Origin of the sequence: Gluconacetobacter johannae, assembly GCF_014174305.1 — a bacterium.
Taxonomy (GTDB): domain Bacteria; phylum Pseudomonadota; class Alphaproteobacteria; order Acetobacterales; family Acetobacteraceae; genus Gluconacetobacter; species Gluconacetobacter johannae.
The window spans coordinates 1-16586 of the sequence record NZ_JABEQH010000007.1; the positions used below are offsets into that span (position 1 = coordinate 1).

Annotated in this window: 16 protein-coding genes; 12 read left to right on the top strand and 4 right to left on the bottom strand. The window is 70.8% G+C overall.

All coding sequences use genetic code 11. The features are described from left to right. Nucleotides 1-433: 433 nt before the first annotated feature. Both ubiM and HLH21_RS06120 read right to left on the bottom strand, forming a co-directional pair. Nucleotides 434-1612: a 5-demethoxyubiquinol-8 5-hydroxylase UbiM gene (gene ubiM, locus HLH21_RS06115; RefSeq protein WP_182942375.1), complete on the bottom strand. Its 1179-nt coding sequence runs from the start codon at nt 1610-1612 to the stop codon at nt 434-436. An 18-nt stretch (nt 1613-1630) separates the two neighbouring features. Then, nucleotides 1631-2218 (bottom strand): nitroreductase family protein, encoded by a 588-nt coding sequence (locus HLH21_RS06120; protein ID WP_182942377.1) that lies wholly within the window; start codon nt 2216-2218, stop codon nt 1631-1633. Between the two features lie 178 nt (nt 2219-2396). On the opposite strand from HLH21_RS06120, the gene hisB reads away from it, so the two are divergent. The 7 genes from hisB to HLH21_RS06155 all read left to right on the top strand — a co-directional run bounded on the left by hisB (nt 2397) and on the right by HLH21_RS06155 (nt 7217). Continuing rightward, nucleotides 2397-2993, top strand: coding sequence for an imidazoleglycerol-phosphate dehydratase HisB (gene hisB / locus HLH21_RS06125; RefSeq protein WP_182942379.1), 597 nt, complete (start codon nt 2397-2399; stop codon nt 2991-2993). Beyond that, on the top strand, nt 2990-3373 hold the full coding sequence (locus HLH21_RS06130; protein WP_182942381.1) for a hypothetical protein: 384 nt from the start codon (nt 2990-2992) through the stop codon (nt 3371-3373). The genes hisB and HLH21_RS06130 overlap by 4 nt, the downstream gene beginning before the upstream one ends. 19 nt (nt 3374-3392) lie before the next feature. Further along, nucleotides 3393-4064, top strand: coding sequence for an imidazole glycerol phosphate synthase subunit HisH (hisH, locus tag HLH21_RS06135; protein ID WP_182942383.1), 672 nt, complete (start codon nt 3393-3395; stop codon nt 4062-4064). Further along, the gene (hisA, locus tag HLH21_RS06140) at nt 4061-5416 is read left to right on the top strand and encodes a 1-(5-phosphoribosyl)-5-[(5-phosphoribosylamino)methylideneamino]imidazole-4-carboxamide isomerase (RefSeq protein WP_182942385.1); all 1356 of its coding nucleotides are present in this window, start codon (nt 4061-4063) and stop codon (nt 5414-5416) included. Before hisH ends, hisA begins: the two co-directional genes overlap by 4 nt. After that, a complete protein-coding gene (gene hisF / locus HLH21_RS06145) occupies nt 5416-6177 on the top strand; it encodes an imidazole glycerol phosphate synthase subunit HisF (RefSeq protein WP_182942387.1) in 762 nt (253 codons plus the stop codon). Before hisA ends, hisF begins: the two co-directional genes overlap by 1 nt. A gap of 26 nt (nt 6178-6203) precedes the next feature. Further along, nucleotides 6204-6710 (top strand): phosphoribosyl-ATP diphosphatase, encoded by a 507-nt coding sequence (locus tag HLH21_RS06150; RefSeq protein ID WP_373319597.1) that lies wholly within the window; start codon nt 6204-6206, stop codon nt 6708-6710. 129 nt (nt 6711-6839) lie between these two features. Beyond that, nucleotides 6840-7217, top strand: a complete 378-nt coding sequence (locus HLH21_RS06155) for a histidine triad nucleotide-binding protein (protein ID WP_182942389.1) — start codon at nt 6840-6842, stop codon at nt 7215-7217. A gap of 11 nt (nt 7218-7228) precedes the next feature. On the opposite strand, the gene HLH21_RS06160 is transcribed toward HLH21_RS06155, so the two are convergent. Next, nucleotides 7229-9052, bottom strand: a complete 1824-nt coding sequence (locus HLH21_RS06160) for an ABC transporter ATP-binding protein (RefSeq protein ID WP_246379322.1) — start codon at nt 9050-9052, stop codon at nt 7229-7231. A gap of 216 nt (nt 9053-9268) precedes the next feature. Here HLH21_RS06160 and nth point away from each other — a divergent pair, with 216 nt between their 5' ends. Further along, complete coding sequence (gene nth / locus HLH21_RS06165; protein WP_182942393.1) at nt 9269-9949, top strand: endonuclease III; 681 nt, start codon at nt 9269-9271, stop codon at nt 9947-9949. A gap of 94 nt (nt 9950-10043) precedes the next feature. Here nth and HLH21_RS06170 read toward each other — a convergent pair whose 3' ends face one another. After that, nucleotides 10044-12176 (bottom strand): ComEC/Rec2 family competence protein, encoded by a 2133-nt coding sequence (locus HLH21_RS06170; RefSeq protein ID WP_264811779.1) that lies wholly within the window; start codon nt 12174-12176, stop codon nt 10044-10046. A gap of 102 nt (nt 12177-12278) precedes the next feature. Here HLH21_RS06170 and gltX point away from each other — a divergent pair, with 102 nt between their 5' ends. The 4 genes from gltX to plsY are packed head-to-tail and all read left to right on the top strand — an operon-like array spanning nt 12279 to nt 16580. After that, nucleotides 12279-13679, top strand: coding sequence for a glutamate--tRNA ligase (gltX, locus tag HLH21_RS06175; protein ID WP_182942395.1), 1401 nt, complete (start codon nt 12279-12281; stop codon nt 13677-13679). Beyond that, nucleotides 13676-14641 (top strand): aspartate carbamoyltransferase catalytic subunit, encoded by a 966-nt coding sequence (locus tag HLH21_RS06180; protein ID WP_182942397.1) that lies wholly within the window; start codon nt 13676-13678, stop codon nt 14639-14641. The genes gltX and HLH21_RS06180 overlap by 4 nt, the downstream gene beginning before the upstream one ends. Continuing rightward, nucleotides 14638-15945 (top strand): dihydroorotase, encoded by a 1308-nt coding sequence (gene pyrC, locus HLH21_RS06185; RefSeq protein WP_182942399.1) that lies wholly within the window; start codon nt 14638-14640, stop codon nt 15943-15945. The genes HLH21_RS06180 and pyrC overlap by 4 nt, the downstream gene beginning before the upstream one ends. Next, nucleotides 15942-16580 (top strand): glycerol-3-phosphate 1-O-acyltransferase PlsY, encoded by a 639-nt coding sequence (plsY, locus tag HLH21_RS06190; RefSeq protein WP_182942401.1) that lies wholly within the window; start codon nt 15942-15944, stop codon nt 16578-16580. The genes pyrC and plsY overlap by 4 nt, the downstream gene beginning before the upstream one ends. Nucleotides 16581-16586 lie beyond the last annotated feature (6 nt).

Below are 16586 nucleotides of genomic sequence, written 5' to 3' on the forward strand. Positions count from 1 at the left end.
AACGAACAGATCCAAGTCAATCCAGTCTCTCTCACATCCAACCACTCAAACCAAAGGCCCAAGCAATCAAACTCGAAACACTTAAAAACGCATATCCAAAAGACATACGAAGAACAGCATCCCAAGAGAAACCAAAACACCCAGAACAAACCAGATGCCTAATCCTCCTTAACAACCCAGATCACTCCAGGTCGTCAGAACGCCGCCAACATATCCCTTCCAAACTCTCTTATTCTATTGTCAAAGACCTCTGAACTCACTCAGTCCAGCCCAACCGGGCCAAAGACCTTAGCAAACCCAGACCCACCAGGCAAGTGCCTTTCGGCCCCGCCCCTGCGGTGAACAGCGATCTACACCCCACCCACATCACCGTCAACAGCGGTCGTCCGATTTTTTCGGACCTTTTTTGACCAAGTGGACAAAAATGGCGGTTTCAGGCCGATTTCCGCTTATCCATCAGCATGTTCGTCACCGCCGACTTGAAGGGCGAAAGCGAATCGGCCAGCCGCAGCCCGGCCCGACGCATCTGCCGGAACGGCATTTCGTCACGGGTATAGAGGGTGGCGATTCCATTCGTCGCCGCGAACAGCGGCGCGGTGGCCAGGCGGTGCCGGGTTTCGAATCGCTTCAGCACGGACGCGCTGCCGGGGTCGCCGTCGCGGGCCAGGCCCACGCCGATTTCCTCGGCCAGCGCCTCCTGTCCCTTCAGGCCCAGATTGAAGCCGTGCGCCGTGATCGGATGCATGCCGACCGCCGCGTCGCCGATCAAGGCGAAGCGATGGGTGACGAAGCGATGGGCATAGACCGCGCGCAATGGATAGACATGCCGGGTGCTGACCAGACGTATCCCCCCCAGCCGATTACCGATCCGCGCCCTTATATCGGCATTGAAGCAGTCGCGGTCCATCACCCGCAATGCCTCGATCCGGTCAGGGGGCAGGGTCAGGACCAATGATGACGCGCCGCCATTGACCGGCAGCAGGGCCACCGTCTGCCCGTCGTCGAACCATTGGGTCGCCACATGATGATGGGGTGAGTCGTGGGCCATCCGGCACACCAGCATCGCGCGATGGAAATCGTGCACGATGGCGCCGATCCCCTGCAGGCGCCTGATGTCGGAAAACCGTCCGTCAGCGGCGATCGCCAGGCGGGTTTCGATTTCACCGCCGTCATACAGGACGCTGACCGCCCCCTGCCCGTCGCGAACCCGGCGCGTCCCCGTGCCCGCGCTTATGGTGATGCCGGGGCGCGACAGGGCCTCTTCATACAAGGCCCGCCGGATCAGGTGGTTGGACACCAGATAGCCCAAGGCTTCCACGCCCTTGCCGTGCGTGTCGAAGGTCAGCGGGTGGTTGTGCCGCCCGGTTTCCACCCGTGCCTCGCGCAGGGGGGAAATCCCGACCGGCGGGATCCGCGCCCACGCGCCGCAGCGCTGCAGGACCGAGACCGAATGGTGCGTCAGGGCGATCTCGCGCCCGTCGAAGGCCGGTTCGGCCAACTGGGCCAGCGGCGCGCGCTCCAGAACCGTGACCGACAGTCCCAACGCCTCCAGCGACAGGGCCGTGGCCAGCCCGGCCGGGCCGCCGCCGATGATCGTGACGTCGCTGTGCATCGCCCTTCCCCTTCCCGGTCAGGTGTCCGCGCCGAAGCGGACCGGCGTGCCCTGCCATTCGGCGACGTAATCCACGACCGGCCGCCGTTTGGGCACCAGCCGGTCCGGGTCGGGCGTACCGACGAACAGGAACCCCGCCAAACGGTGCGGCGCATCGAACCCCAGAGCCGAGGCCACCGCCGGATCGTACGTCATGTCCCCCGTCACCCAGACGCCTCCAAACCCGGTGGCATGCAGGGCGTCGAGGACATTCATCGCGGCGGCCGCCACGGCCATTTCCTGTTCGATGACCGGAATCTTGTCATCGGGGCGGATATGCATGCCCAATGCGATCGTCAGAGGCATGGTGGAAAAGCGCTGCCGACGTTTCTCGATCTTCTCGGCCGCCACGTCAGGATCGCGCGCGCGCATCCCGTCCACCACCAGCTCCGCCAGTTTCGGCCGCGCCTCGCCCCGGATCAGGACGTACCGCCACGGCCGCAGCTTGCCATGGTCGGGCGCGCGCATCGCGGCGGACAGGATGTCCTCCAGCACCGACCCCTCGGGCGCCGGGTCGGACAGCGCGTCGGTCGATGAACGGGACAGGAGGCTGTCGAGCGCTGCCATCCGGAATACTCCATACTAAGGTGATCGGCCGGCGCCCGGCCCGCACGGGGCGGCGGCGGCGGGACGGCACCATGCCGCAGAAGGTCGCCGAAGCCAATATCCGGCCACCCGGGCACCCCGGCGGGACTCGCACGGGAATGGTGGCCTAACCCGCCCCTATCCTGTAGGAGAACGGGACATGGATACCGCCCGCACCGCCACGATTCACCGCGTCACCAGCGAGACCGACATCACGGTCCGGCTGGACCTTGACGGCACCGGCCAGTCCCGCATCGCGACGGGGATCGGCTTCTTCGACCATATGCTGACGGCGCTGGCCCGGCATGCGATGTTCGACCTCGAGATCGCGGCGCAGGGCGATCTGCATATCGACTTCCATCACACGACCGAGGACACCGGCATCGCGCTGGGCCAGGCCTTCGTCCGCGCGATCGGCGACAAGCGCGGCATCCGCCGCTTCGGCCATGCGCTGGCCCCGCTGGACGAGGCGTTGAGCGAAGTCGTCGTCGATATCTCCGGCCGTCCCTACCTGGCCTGGTCGGTGGAGTTCACCCGCGACAAGATCGGCGAGATGGACACCGAACTGTTCGAGGAATTCTTCCGCGCCTTCGCCATGAGCGCACTGCTGACCCTGCATGTGACGCAAAAGGCCGGACGTAACTGCCATCATATCGCCGAGGCGTCGTTCAAGGCCGCCGCCCGCGCCCTTCGCATGGCATCCGAAGCCGATCCGCGCGCCGGCGACCTGATCCCCTCGACCAAGGGCGTGCTGTGACCAGCTATTCCTCCTGGTTCCGGGCCGAGGACGGTCGACCGCCGGTGCTGGTGGCCGAACGCCTGTCCTGGCGCGTGCTGATCCTGGGCTGGTTCGGGCTGGTGCTGCAGGGCTGCTGGATCGCCGGCCTGCTGGCCGGGGCGGCGACCATCGCGGTCTGGGCGGTGCTGGGTCATTCGACGCTGATCGCACCGGTGTGGCTGGGGCTGCATCTGGGGCTGGCGCTGTGCGCCGCCGATATAAAGGAATGGGAGTTGCGGCTGAACGGGCTGACCGCCGGCCCGGTGGTCATCGCCCCGGGCGCCGAGGCCGCGCTGCTGCGCCTGCTGGAACGGCATCCGGGCATCCTGGCCCCGCGCGCCGCGACGGCTGGGGAATGAAAAGGAAATGAGGGACAGGATGGCATCCGCGACCCAGTCCATCGTCGTCATCGACTATAATGGCGGCAACCTTGCCTCGGCCGCGCGGGCACTGACGCGCGCGGCGGCCGACAGCGGCATCGACGCCACCGTCACGATCACCGCAGCACCCGATGCCGTGCGCCGGGCCGACCGGATCGTCCTGCCCGGGCAGGGCGCGTTCGCCGATTGCGCCGCCGGCCTGGCCGCGGTGCCCGGCCTGCGCCAGACGATCCAGGAGGCGACGGACGCCGGCACGCCGTTCCTGGGCATCTGCGTGGGCATGCAGCTGATGGCCGAACGCGGGCTGGAACATGCGACGACCCCCGGCTTCGGCTGGATCGCGGGCGAGATCGCGGCGATGGACGCCCCCGGCCTGCGCCTGCCGCAGATGGGGTGGAACCGGCTGGATTTCGCCCCCGGCGCGCATCCGCTGACCGAGGGGCTGGACCCGGACGCCCACGGCTATTTCGTCCATTCCTACGCGCTGCGCGGCGGTGCGGCGGCCGACCTGGTGGCCACCACCGATTACGGCGGCCCCGTACCGGCCATCGTCGCCCACGGCAATCGCGCCGGCACCCAGTTCCATGTCGAGAAAAGCCAGGCGGTCGGCCTGCGTATCCTGTCCAATTTCCTGCGCTGGTCGCCCACACGCGAAGGAGCCGCCGCATGAACGAGATCGGCGGCATCCGCCGCGACCGGGTGCGGACCGAGCGGCTGCAATCCCTGCATGAAGACGACCTGGGGGCGCTGTGCGAGGCGACCGACGCCGCCATCCTGGACGGCGGCGGCTTCGGCTGGCTGAGCGTGCCCGGACGGCAGGCGATGGAACGCTATTTCCGGGGCCTGCTGATGGTGCCCGAACGCATGCTGTTCGTCGCGCGCCTGGACGGCATCATCGTCGGCGCGGCGCAACTGGTCCGCCCGCCCCGCAACAACGAGGCCCAGGCCATGAGCGCCACGCTCATGCACCTGTATGTGGCGCCCTACGCGCGCGGCCACGGGCTCGGCCGGCTGCTGCTGCTGGAGGCCGAGCAATGCGCGCGGGCCATGGGGTACCAGATCCTGAACCTGGACGTGCGCGAGACGCAGGTCGAGGCCATCCGGCTGTTCCAGTCCTTCGGCTTCCACCAGTGGGGCGTCCATCCCAGCTATGCCCGCACCGACGGCCGCACCGTGCGCGGCCTGTTCTTCACCAAGCGCCTGCAGGACAATGAACGGGTCGTACCCGCGCACCCGCGGGCCCTTTCCGTTCCCATTCCTGCCCGTGGACCTCTCAGCGTGACCGGACACAGCCTGACCCTCTACCCCGCCATCGACCTGAAGGACGGCGCCTGCGTCCGCCTGCGCCGGGGGGACATGGACGCCGCCACCGTCTATTCCGACGATCCGGGCGCGCAGGCCCGCGCCTGGGCCGCCGCCGGGTGCCAGTGGCTGCATGTCGTCGACCTGAACGGCGCCTTCGCCGGACGATCGGCCAACAGCGCCGCCATCGAGGCCATCATCGCCAACGCCACCGTGCCGGTGCAACTGGGCGGCGGCCTGCGCGACATGGCGGGGATCGAACGCTGGCTGTCGGCGGGCATCACGCGCGTCATCCTGGGCAGCGTCGCGGTCAAGAACCCCGCCCTGGTGCGCGAGGCCTGCCGCGCCTTCCCCGGCCGCATCGTCGCGGGCATCGACGCCCGTTCGGGCCAGGTCGCGACCGAAGGCTGGGCCGAAACGTCGGAAATGCAGGCGGTCGAGCTGGGCCGGCGGATGGAGGATGCCGGCGTCGCGGCCATCATCTTCACCGAGATCAGCCGCGATGGCATGCTGACGGGCATCGACATCGCCCAGACGGCGGAACTTGCGAACGCGCTGTCGGTCCCGGTCATCGCCAGCGGCGGCGTCGGCACGGCGGCCCACCTGCAGGCCCTGCGCCAGGCCACCGCCCAGGCCCCGGGCATCGAGGGCGTGATCGTCGGCCGCGCGCTGTACGACGGCCGGGTCGACCCGGCCGAGGCCCTGCGGATCCTGTCCTGATGCTGAAGCTGCGGGTCATTCCCTGCCTGGACGTCAAGAACGGCCGGGTCGTGAAGGGGGTCAATTTCGTGTCGCTGCGCGATGCGGGCGACCCGGTCGAACAGGCCGCGGTCTATGACGCCGCCGGCGCGGACGAGCTGACGTTCCTGGACATCACCGCCAGCCACGAAAACCGGGACACGATCCTGGACGTGGTGAACCGCACGGCCGAGCGGATCTTCCTGCCGCTGACCGTCGGCGGCGGGGTGCGTACCACCGAGGACATGCGCCGCCTGCTGCTGGCCGGGGCGGACAAATGCGCGATGAATTCCGCCGCCGTCAGCCGGCCCGACCTGATTAGCGAGGCCGCGCGGAAATTCGGCAGCCAGTGCGTGGTGGTGGCCGTTGACGCACGGTCGGACGGGCATGGCGGGTGGGAGGTCTATACCCATGGCGGACGCACCCCCACCGGGCGCAACGTCATCGACTGGTGCCGCGAGGTCGCCGCGCGCGGCGCGGGCGAGATCCTGCTGACCAGCATGGATCGCGACGGCACCGGCGCCGGGTTCGACCTGGACCTGCTGCGCGCCGCCTGCGCCGCCGTGCGGGTGCCGATCGTGGCATCGGGCGGGGTCGGCACGCTGGCGCATTTCGTCGAGGGCGCGCAGGCGGGGGCCACCGGCCTGCTGGCGGCCAGCGTCTTCCATTTCGGCCAGTTCACCATCCCGCAGGTCAAGCAGGCGCTGGCGGACGCCGGCCTGCCGGTGCGCCAGACGAACTGACGCGCCGGATATTTCCAGCAGAGTGCATGATGCCCAAGAGCCCCAAGCCCAAATCCGCCAAGCCCACGGCCCCCAAGGCTGCCGGCAAGAAGGCCCCCGCGCCGCGCAAGGCGGCGAAACAGGCCGAAAAGCAGATCGAATCGCCCCGCGCGCGCAAGAAGACCGCCGCCCTGGTCGCGCCGGTCGCCGACACCCCGCCGGCCACGCCCGACGTGCTGGACCGGCTGTTCGCCGTCGTGACCTCGCGCAAGGGCACCGACCCGTCGGTCAGCCATTCGGCGCGCCTGCTGTCGCGCGGCCGGCGCAAGATCGCGCAGAAATTCGGCGAGGAAGCGGTCGAATGCCTGATCGAGGCCGTCGCCGGCAACACCGGCGAACTGGTGGGTGAGAGCGCCGACGTGCTGTACCATCTGATCGTCATGTGGGTGGACGCAGGCGTGCAGCCCGCCGACGTCTGGGCCGAACTGCGCCGCCGCGAGGGCACCAGCGGCATCGCCGAAAAGGCCGCCCGTCCGCACGACCCCCTGGCCTGATGCCAGTTGCCTGATACCGTCAGGGCCCAGTCGTTTTATCCATGATCGGGGTCCAGGGCCTCAGGCCCTGGCGGGTTCGGGCAAAGCCCGGCCTTCACCGGCCCTGACACAACCCGAGGAAGCGCATCCATGGCTGTCTCCGGACTGGGTCCCTACGACCCGCAGAATATTTTCGCGAAGATCCTGCGCGGCGAGATTCCGTGCAACAAGGTGTTCGAGGATTCGTTCGCCCTGGCCTTCCACGACATCGCCCCCAAGGCGCCGGTCCATGTGCTGGTCATCCCCAAGGGCCCGTACGTGTCGTACGCCGATTTCAGCGCCACCGCCTCGGATGCCGAGATCGCGGGCTTCACCCGCGCCGTGGGCCACGTCGCGACCCTGCTGGGGCTGGACGGGGCCGGCTATCGCCTGCTGTCGAACATGGGGGCGGCAGCCGGGCAGGAAGTGCCGCATTTCCACGTTCATCTGTTCGGCGGCGCGGCGTTGGGGCCGATGCTGCATCGCTGAAGGCCTCGGCCCTACCCGTCCAGGGACTGCAACTCGAACAGCCGCCGGTACAACCCGCCATCCTGGGCGATCAGTTCGGCGTGCGATCCGTCCTCGCGTAGTTCGCCGCGGGCGAAGACCAGGATGCGGTCCAGCCCCACGACGGTCGACAGGCGGTGGGCGATGACCAGCACCGTGCGGCCGACCATCAGCCGTTCCATCGCCTCCTGCACCAGGATTTCCGATTCCGAATCCAGGCTGGACGTCGCCTCGTCGAAGATCAGGATCGGCGCGTTGGCCAGGAAGGCGCGGGCGATGGCCACGCGCTGGCGCTCGCCGCCCGACAGCTTGACCCCGCGTTCGCCGACCATGGTGGCATAGCCCTTGGGCAGCCGGTCGATGAAGCCCGCCGCGTTGGCCTGGCGCGCCGCCTCCTGGATTTCCGCCAGGGTCGCGTCGGGGCGACCGTAGGAAATGTTTTCCGCCAGCGACCGGTGGAACAGCACCGGCTCCTGCTGCACGATCGCGATCTGCGACCGCAGGCTGGACTGGGTGACGGTGGCGATGTCGGCGCCGTCGATCAGGATCCGCCCGCCCGACACGTCGTACAGCCGTTGCAGCAGCTTCACCAGCGTCGTCTTGCCCGACCCCGACGGCCCGACCAGCGCGACGCGGCTGCCGGCGGGAATGTCGATCGACAGGTCGCGGAACAGCGGGCCCCGCTGGGCGCGATAGCCGAACGACACATGGTCGAAGCGGATGACCCCATGCGTCACCCGCAGCACCGACGCGCCGGCCGCGTCCGCCACTCCCATCGGCAGGCGATAGATCGCGACCAGCTCCTCCATCTCGTTCACCGAGCGCTGGACCATCGAGATCTGCTGGCCGATATCGCGCAGATACCCCTGGACCAGGAAAACCATGGTCAGGACATAGGCCACATCGCCCGGCCCGGCGCGCCCCCGCCACCACAGCGCCAGCACCGCGCCCACCAGCAGCACGCGCATCGCCAGCGCCGCCAGGTTCTGCAAATTGCCGCTGTTGGTGCCGCGCACCCACGACCGCTCGGTGCGCTTCTGCCAGCGCGACAGGATCCAGGACAGGCGCGCGTCCTCGCGCTGTTCGGCGCCGAACGCCTTGACCACCGCGTTGCAGGTCACGGCATCGGCCAGCGCCGCGCCCATGCGGGTGTCCCACGCATTGGCCAGCCGCGCCGACGGCGCGACATAGCGCAGGGTCAGCAGGGTGGACATCAGCACCAGCCCCACCGAACTGCCGCCCAGCAGTCCCCCCATCAGCGGCCAGCGCAGGGCCAGTACCACCGTCGTCGCACACAGCACCAGGATGCCGGGCAGCAGCATCAGCGTCAGCGTGTCGCCCAGCGTGTCCACCGCCCACATGCCGCGCGTCAGCCGCCGCACGGTCGATCCGGCGAACGTGTTGCCGTGCCAGTCGGTGGAAAAACGCTGCACGCGGGCAAAGGCGGTCTGGGCGATGTCGCGCATCACGCGGGCGGTCAGGAAGGTGATGCCCAGATAGGACATCCGCCGCCCCGCGACCCCCAGCAGCCCCAGCACCCCCAGCCCGCCCAGCAGCAGCAGCACATCGTGCCGCGCCGCCACCAGGGCCGGGGCGGCCGGCCCGGTCATGGCCCCCGCGCGGGCAACATCGTCCACCAGCCATCCGGCCAGCAGCGGCGTCACCACATCGGCCACCGTCGCCACCGCGACACCCGCCAGGGTGCAGGCCAGCGATCCCGGATGGCGCAGCCAGCGCCGGATGACGAAGCCCAGGACCTCGCCGAATTCGTTGCGCGCGCGGCCATGGGCGCCGGGCGCGGTCTGTCTGTCCGCCATGATGTCCCGGCCGGTCCCGACGGCCATCCCTTCCATCCCTGCCGGCCACGGGCGGCGCACAGGCCGCCCCGGGAGCGCCGGGTCCGTTTCACGTTCGATCGGATTCAGGTCCGATTATCGCCATCCCCCCAGGCGAAAGCAAGCAACCGGCGATTTACAGGCCGCCCCATCCGGCCGACAAGAAAGGCTGGCGCCACCAACAGACAACAGGACCGCATGACCCAGCCCGCCCGCCCCGCGAAGGCCCGGCGCCGCATGACGCTGAAGGAAGTCGAACGCTTCATCACCCTGCTGGCCGAGGCCAATCCCGACGCCGCCAGCGAACTCGTGTTCGGCGACGACTATACGCTGCTGGTCGCGGTGGTCCTGTCGGCGCAGGCGACCGATGCCTCGGTCAACCGGGCGACGGCGGGCCTGTTCCGCGACGCCTCCGACCCCGCCGCGATGGTGGCGCTGGGCGAGGACGGGGTGGGCGCGCATATCCGGTCGATCGGCCTGTGGCGGACCAAGGCGCGCAACGTCGTCGCCCTGTCGCAGCGCCTGCTGGACCAGTACGCCGGCCAGGTCCCGCACGACCGCGCGGCGCTGGAGGCCCTGCCCGGCGTGGGCCGCAAGACCGCGAACGTGGTGATGAACGTGGCGTTCGGCGACAGCACCATGGCGGTGGACACCCACATCTTCCGCATCGGCAACCGCACCGGACTGGCCCCCGGCAAGACCCCACGCGCGGTCGAGGACCAGTTGATCGCCCGCATCCCGGCCCCGATGCTGCGCCCGGCGCATCACTGGCTGATCCTGCACGGACGATACGTCTGCAAGGCGCGGCGGCCGGAATGCTGGCGCTGCCCGGCGCAGGAGCCCTGCCAATATACGGCCAAGGTGCTGACGCCGCCCTGAAACCCGCCAAGGGCCACCGGCCGTTGGAAACCAGACTGTCTTATACCAACCCGCCTCGGGATTGACGCCCTGGTGGGTTCGGGCGAAGCCCGACTTATTCCGCCTCGGCCAGCGGCAGGGTCGGCATGCCGTGCTGGCCCGGCCCCATGACCCAGGGCCGCGCGCCGCGCACGGCGCGATCGGTCACGACGCGCGGGCCGTCCGGCCGCAGATAGACGGCCTGCGCGCCCGACTGCCACAGGCTCAGCCCGTCGATGGTGGCCACGCCCGGACAGCCCGCACCCTCGCCCCCCGGCGCGACCAGCAGCGCGACCCCGGCGCAATCGGGCGTGGCCGCGCCCGGGAGGCGCAGCAGCACCCGGCCACCCGCCAGGCGGCACAGCCCCTCGCGACAGGCAACGCGGCCATCGCCCGAGGACAGGGCCGCCAGGGGCAGGGCCAGCGCCTGGCGCCAGTCGGCCTCGACCACCCGGTCCGCTCCCGGATGCGGCCCCACCCGCAGCACACTGCCGTCGCGCACCGCCACCGCCCGCCCGTCCGCCGCCACCAGCAGGTCCGGCGACGTCACCAGGAACGGAGCGACCAGCGCCACCGCCATCGGTCCCACACCGGCCCAGCGCCAGCGCCGGGTCCACAGGCAGACCCAGCACAGGCCCAGCAGCCACGCCGCCAGCGCCCACCCCGGCATCGCCGGCACCATGATCCGCGCCGCCGGCCAGCCGGACACCGCCCGCGCCAGCTCCAGCACCACCCCGATGCCCCAGCCCATCGGCGCCAGGGCCACCGCCTCCAGCCCCAGCGGCATCAGCAGCACCGCCAGCAGCCCCGCCGGCAGAATCCACATCGCCATCAGCGGCACCGCCAGCAGGTTCGCCAGCAGGAACCAGGGTTGCAGCGTGCCGAAATGGGCCATGACCACCGGCACCGTCGCCCCGCCGGCCAGCAGGCTGGCCAAGGCCAGATGCGCGACATGGATGGCGCCGCGCCGCCACCAGCCCCCGTCCAGCACCAGGCGGCGCAAAGCGGGCCGCGCGGCCTCGAACCCGGCGGCCAGCGCCATGACCGCCGCCAGCGACATCTGCAACGGCGTTTCCATCAGGTCGCCCGGCCCGGTCAGCAGCAGCAGCGTGGCCCCCACCGCCAGGCCGCGCATCGACAGCGCCCGCCGCCCGGTCACGAGCGCCAGCACCACCAGCGCCGCCATCGTCAGGCCACGCAGCGCCGGCAGGTGCTGGCCCGTCAGCACCACATACGCCGCCCCGGCCACCAGCCCCGCCAGGGCCGCGACCTGCCGGCAGGGCCAGAACAGGCTGGCATGTTCCGAACAGGCCAGCAGCAGCCGCGCCGCCGCCATCGCCACGCCCATGACGATGCCCAGATGCAGCCCGGCGACCGCCAGCAGATGCGCCAGCCCCGCATCGGCGAAGGCATCGCGGTCGGCCTGCGGCATCGGCGCGGCGGACCCGGTCAGCACCGCCGCCGCCACACCGGCCCGGTCGGGGGGCAGCACGCGCAGGATGCGGGCAAGGATCGCCTCGCGCAGCGCCTCCATCGACCCACGGGCCGGAGCGGGTCCGTCTTGCACCCGCCGCACCATCGCCAGCGCGTATCCACCGCCCGCCGTGCCGTCGAACCAGGCCCGGCGCTGGCGGTCCGGCCCGCCGGGCCAGGCGGGCGGCATCGGCGGACGCAGCATCGCGCGCACCCGCACCCCCATCCCCGGCGACAGGTGCGCCGGATCGTCGGCCCGCAGCCGCAGCCTCACCATGCGGCGCAGGGGCGGCATCCCGTCATCGACCGGGTCCTCCAGCCGGACATCCGCCAGATCCACATACAAGGCCCCCGCCCCGTCGCGCGGCGACAGGACGGACACCGCAGCAACCCGGCCCACCACCATCGTCGCACGGCGCGGCAGGTCGGGCAGCGGCGGCTGGCGATGCGTGGCCGCCCAGGCCGCGACGAACCCCAGCGCCAGCGCCGCCGCGCCGCCGCCCAGCACCCGCGCCGCCAGCGCATGCGGCGCCCGCGCGATCCACGCGAGCGCCCCGCCCGCCACCACCAGCAGCGACAGGATCGCCCCGCCCGCCGGTTCCCGGGTCAGGGCGAAATAGAGCGCGATGCCGATCCCCAGCTCCACCGGCAGCCACAGCGCCAGCCGCGACCGCTCCGCCAGCAGCATCCGCGCCGGCCAGCGGCCCCGTTCGATATCTCCACCCGAATCGTCCACCCCGGCAGCCTAGCCGCCCCGGACGCTGATCGGCCATATGCCGATCCCCCCTTTGCTGATCCCCCTGTATGCAGGCGGCATCCCATGGTATGGAGCCGCCTCATGACCGTTCGTACGCGCTTCGCCCCGAGCCCCACCGGGTTGCTGCATATCGGCAACGCCCGTGCCGCCCTGTTCAATTTCCTCTATGCCCGCCACCACGGCGGCAAGTTCCTCCTGCGTATCGAGGACACGGACCGCGAGCGGTCGACCCAGCAGGCGGTGGACGTGCTGTTCGACGGGCTGGCCTGGATGGGGCTGACGCCGGACGAACAGCCGGTGTTCCAGTCCACCCGGCAGGCCCGCCATGCCGAAGTCGCGCATCATCTGCTGGCGCAGGGGCTGGCCTATCGCTGCTACTGCACGCCCCAGGAGCTGCAGCAGATGCGCGAGCAGGCGATGGCCGAGGGCCGCCCGCCCCGCTACAACGGCTACTGGCGCGACCGCGACCCGTCCGAGGCCCCGCCCGGCGCGCCCTACACGGTACGCATCCGCGCCCCGCGCGAGGGCGAGGCCACCATCCCCGACCTGGTGCAGGGCGAAGTCCGCGTCGCCAACGCCGAAATGGACGACATGATTATCCTGCGCGCCGACGGCACGCCGGTCTATCAGCTTGCGGTGGTGGTGGACGACCATGACATGGACATCACCCACGTCATTCGCGGCGACGACCACCTGACCAACAGCTTCCGCCAGGCGATGATCTATCGCGCCATGGGCTGGGACCTGCCGGCCTTCGCGCATCTGCCGCTGATCCACGGCCCCGACGGCGCCAAGCTGTCCAAGCGGCACGGCGCCCAGTCGGTGGTGGAATTCCGCGAGATGGGATACCTGCCCGAGGCCCTGAACAACTACCTGCTGCGGCTGGGCTGGGGCCATGGCGATGCCGAGATCCTGTCCCGTGACGAGCAGATCCAGTTGTTCGACCTGGATGGTGTCGGCCGGTCGGCCTCGCGCATGGACTACGCCAAGCTGCTGCACCTGAACGGCGTGTGGCTGCGCCAGGCCGACGACGCCCGCCTGGCGGACGACGTCGCCGAACGGCTGGCCGGCCGGCCCGACGTGACGCTGGACGATACCGTGCGCGCCCGCATCCAGACCCTGATGCCGGGGCTGAAGGACCGCGCGAAGACGCTGGTGGACCTGGCCGACAGCGCCGCCTTCCTGGGCCGCCACGTTCCGCTGTCCTTCGACGCGAAGGCCGAGAAGCTGCTGACGCCCGAGGCCCGGACGATGCTGGGCCTGCTGGCCCGCGACCTGGCGGTGATCGAGCCGTTCGACGCGCCGACGATCGACGCCGCCCTGCGCCGCTTCGCCGAGCACCACGGCCACAAGCTGGGCCAGGTGGCGCAGCCGCTGCGCGCCGCGGTGACCGGCAGCACCACTTCGCCGGGCATCGACGCGACATTGGCCGCGCTGGGCCGGGACGAGGTGATGGCCCGGATCGGGTCCGTCGCGCAATGAGCGACGGACCACGCGCCGCGCCACACCGCTTCTTCCAGCACCCGACGCGCCACCTGCTGGGCGTGCAGGGCATGCACCCCACGCGGATCGAGCCGTTCCTGGACCTGGCCGAGAGCTACGCGCTGATGAACCGGTCGCGCAAGACGCCGCGCGACCTGCTGCGCGGCCGCACCGTCATCAACCTGTTCTTCGAGGACAGCACCCGCACCCGCACCTCATTCGAACTGGCGGGCAAGCGGCTGGGCGCCGACGTCGTCAACATGACGGTGGCCAGTTCGTCGGTGAACAAGGGCGAGACCCTGCTGGACACCGCCACCACGCTGAACGCCATGCGGACCGACCTGCTGGTGGTGCGCCACGCGCAGTCCGGCGCGCCGGCGCTGCTGGCGCAGAAGGTCGAGGCCAGCGTGGTCAATGCCGGCGACGGCACGCACGAACACCCGACCCAGGCACTGCTGGACGCGCTGACCATCCGCCGGCATTTCGGCGGCCTGCACGGGCTGACGGTCGCGATCTGCGGCGACGTCAGCCACAGCCGCGTGGCGCGGTCGAACATCCACCTCCTGACGGCGATGGGGGCCAAGGTGCGCGTGGTCGGGCCGCCGACCCTGATCCCCGGCGCCATCGGGGCGCTGGGCGTGGACGTCCATTACACGATGGAAGAGGGGCTGCGCGACGTGGACGTGGTCATGATGCTGCGTATGCAGCGCGAGCGCATGACCGGCGGGCAGGTGCCCAGCGCGCGCGAATATTTCCGCTTCTACGGGCTGGACCGCAGGCGGCTGGCGGTGGCGCGTCCCGGCGCCCTGGTCATGCATCCCGGCCCGATGAATCGCGGTGTGGAAATCGACAGCCGCGTCGCCGATTCCGACCAGAGCGTCATCCGCGAACAGGTCGAGATGGGCGTCGCCGTGCGTATGGCGGTGCTGGACCTGCTGTCGCGCGCCGGAGAACCGACGTGACCATCCTGTTGTTCGAAAACGTCCGCCTGATCGACCCGGCAGCGGGCCTGGACCGTCCGGGGCGGCTGCTGGTGCGCGACGGCGCGATCGCCGGCGCCGACCTGCCGGGGGCCGAGGGCGCGCCCGAGGGCGCCGCCGTCATCGACGGCGGGGGTGCGATCCTGTGCCCCGGCCTGGTGGACATGCGCGTGGCCATCGGCGAGCCCGGCTTCGAATATCGCGAGACCGTGGCCTCGGCCGCGCGGGCGGCGGCGGCGGGCGGCATCACCACCATGGCGGTGCTGCCCAACAGCCAGCCGGCGATCGACGATCCGGCGCTGGTCCGGCTGCTGCGCGCCCGTGGCGAGGAAACGGGCACGGTCTCGATCCTGCCCTACGGCGCGCTGACCCGCCGGTGCGAGGGCGCCGAGATGGCCGAGATCGGCCTGCTGCACGAAGCCGGGGCCGTGGCCTTCACCGACGGCACCAGGGCCATCGCGGACACGCGGACCATGCGCCTGGCCCTGACCTACGCGCGCGGGTTCGACGCGCTGGTCGTCCAGCACCCCGAAGACCCATCGCTGGCGCGCGGCGGCTGCGCCACGGACGGCGAACTGGCGACGCGGCTGGGCCTGCCGGGCATCCCGGCGGCGGCCGAGGCCATCATGATCGCCCGCGACCTGCGCCTGGTCGAACTGACGAAGGGTCGGCTGCATTTCGGCCATGTCTCGACCGCCGAGGGGGTGGAGCTGATCCGCGCGGCCAAGGCGCGCGGCCTGCGCGTCACCTGCGACACCGCGCCGCCCTATTTCGACCTGAACGAAACCGCGATCGGCGATTTCCGCACCTATGCCAAGCTGTCGCCGCCGCTGCGCGGCGAGGCCGACCGGCAGGCCATCTGCGCCGCCCTGGCCGACGGGACGATCGACGCCATCGCGTCCGACCATGCCCCGTGCGACGCCGACGACAAGCGCCAGCCCTTCGCCGTGGCGGCGGCCGGCGGCACGGGCCTGGCCACCCTGCTGGCGGTCACGCTGGCGCAGGTGCATGGCGGCAGCCTGCCGATGATCGAGGCGCTGGGCCTGCTGACCCACCGCCCGGCCGCGCTGCTGGGCGCCGCCGCCGGAACGCTGGCCGATGGGCGGCCGGCCGACCTGTGCTTGTTCGACCCCGACCGCGCCTGGCGCGTCGATGCCGACGACATGCCCGGCCGCGCCCAGAACACCCCGTTCGACGGCCGCGCGCTGGAAGGCCGGGTGCTGGGTACCTGGAAGGCCGGGCGTCCCGTCTTTGCCCATCCAGCCACGGGGCAGGCCGCGCCATGACCGACACCGTTCCCACCTTCGCCCTGCCGCTGCTGGCCGCGATCGCGACCCTGTCCTACTGCATCGGCAGCATCCCGTTCGGCCTGCTGCTGACGCAGATCGGCGGCGCCGGCGACATCCGCCAGATCGGATCGGGCAATATCGGCGCCACCAACGTGCTGCGTACCGGCCGGCGCGGGCTGGCGGCGGCGACCCTGCTGCTGGATGGGGCCAAGGGGGCGTTCGCCGTCGTCTGCGCCTTCATCCTGTCGCCCTTCCATACCGCCCAGGCCGAGGCGATCGCCGCCCTGTTCGCCGTCGTCGGCCATTGTTTCCCCCTCTGGCTGAAATTCCGGGGCGGCAAGGGCGTCGCCACCGGGCTGGGCGCGGCGCTGGCCCTGTCGCCGCTGGCCGGCATCGCCTGCTGCGCGATCTGGCTGGGCGTGGCAAAGCTGACGAAACTGTCGTCGGCCGGGGCGCTGGCGGCGTTCGTGGCGCTGCCGCTGCTGCTGACGGCGCTGGGCGGCGGCGACCCGCGCGCACCGATCGCGCTGGCCGGCCTGCTGATCGCCCTTCTGGTCATCGGCCGCCATCACGAAAATATCCGCCGCCTGCTGGCCGGGACCGAACCCCGAATCGGCCGGTCCCGCCCGTGAACCCGC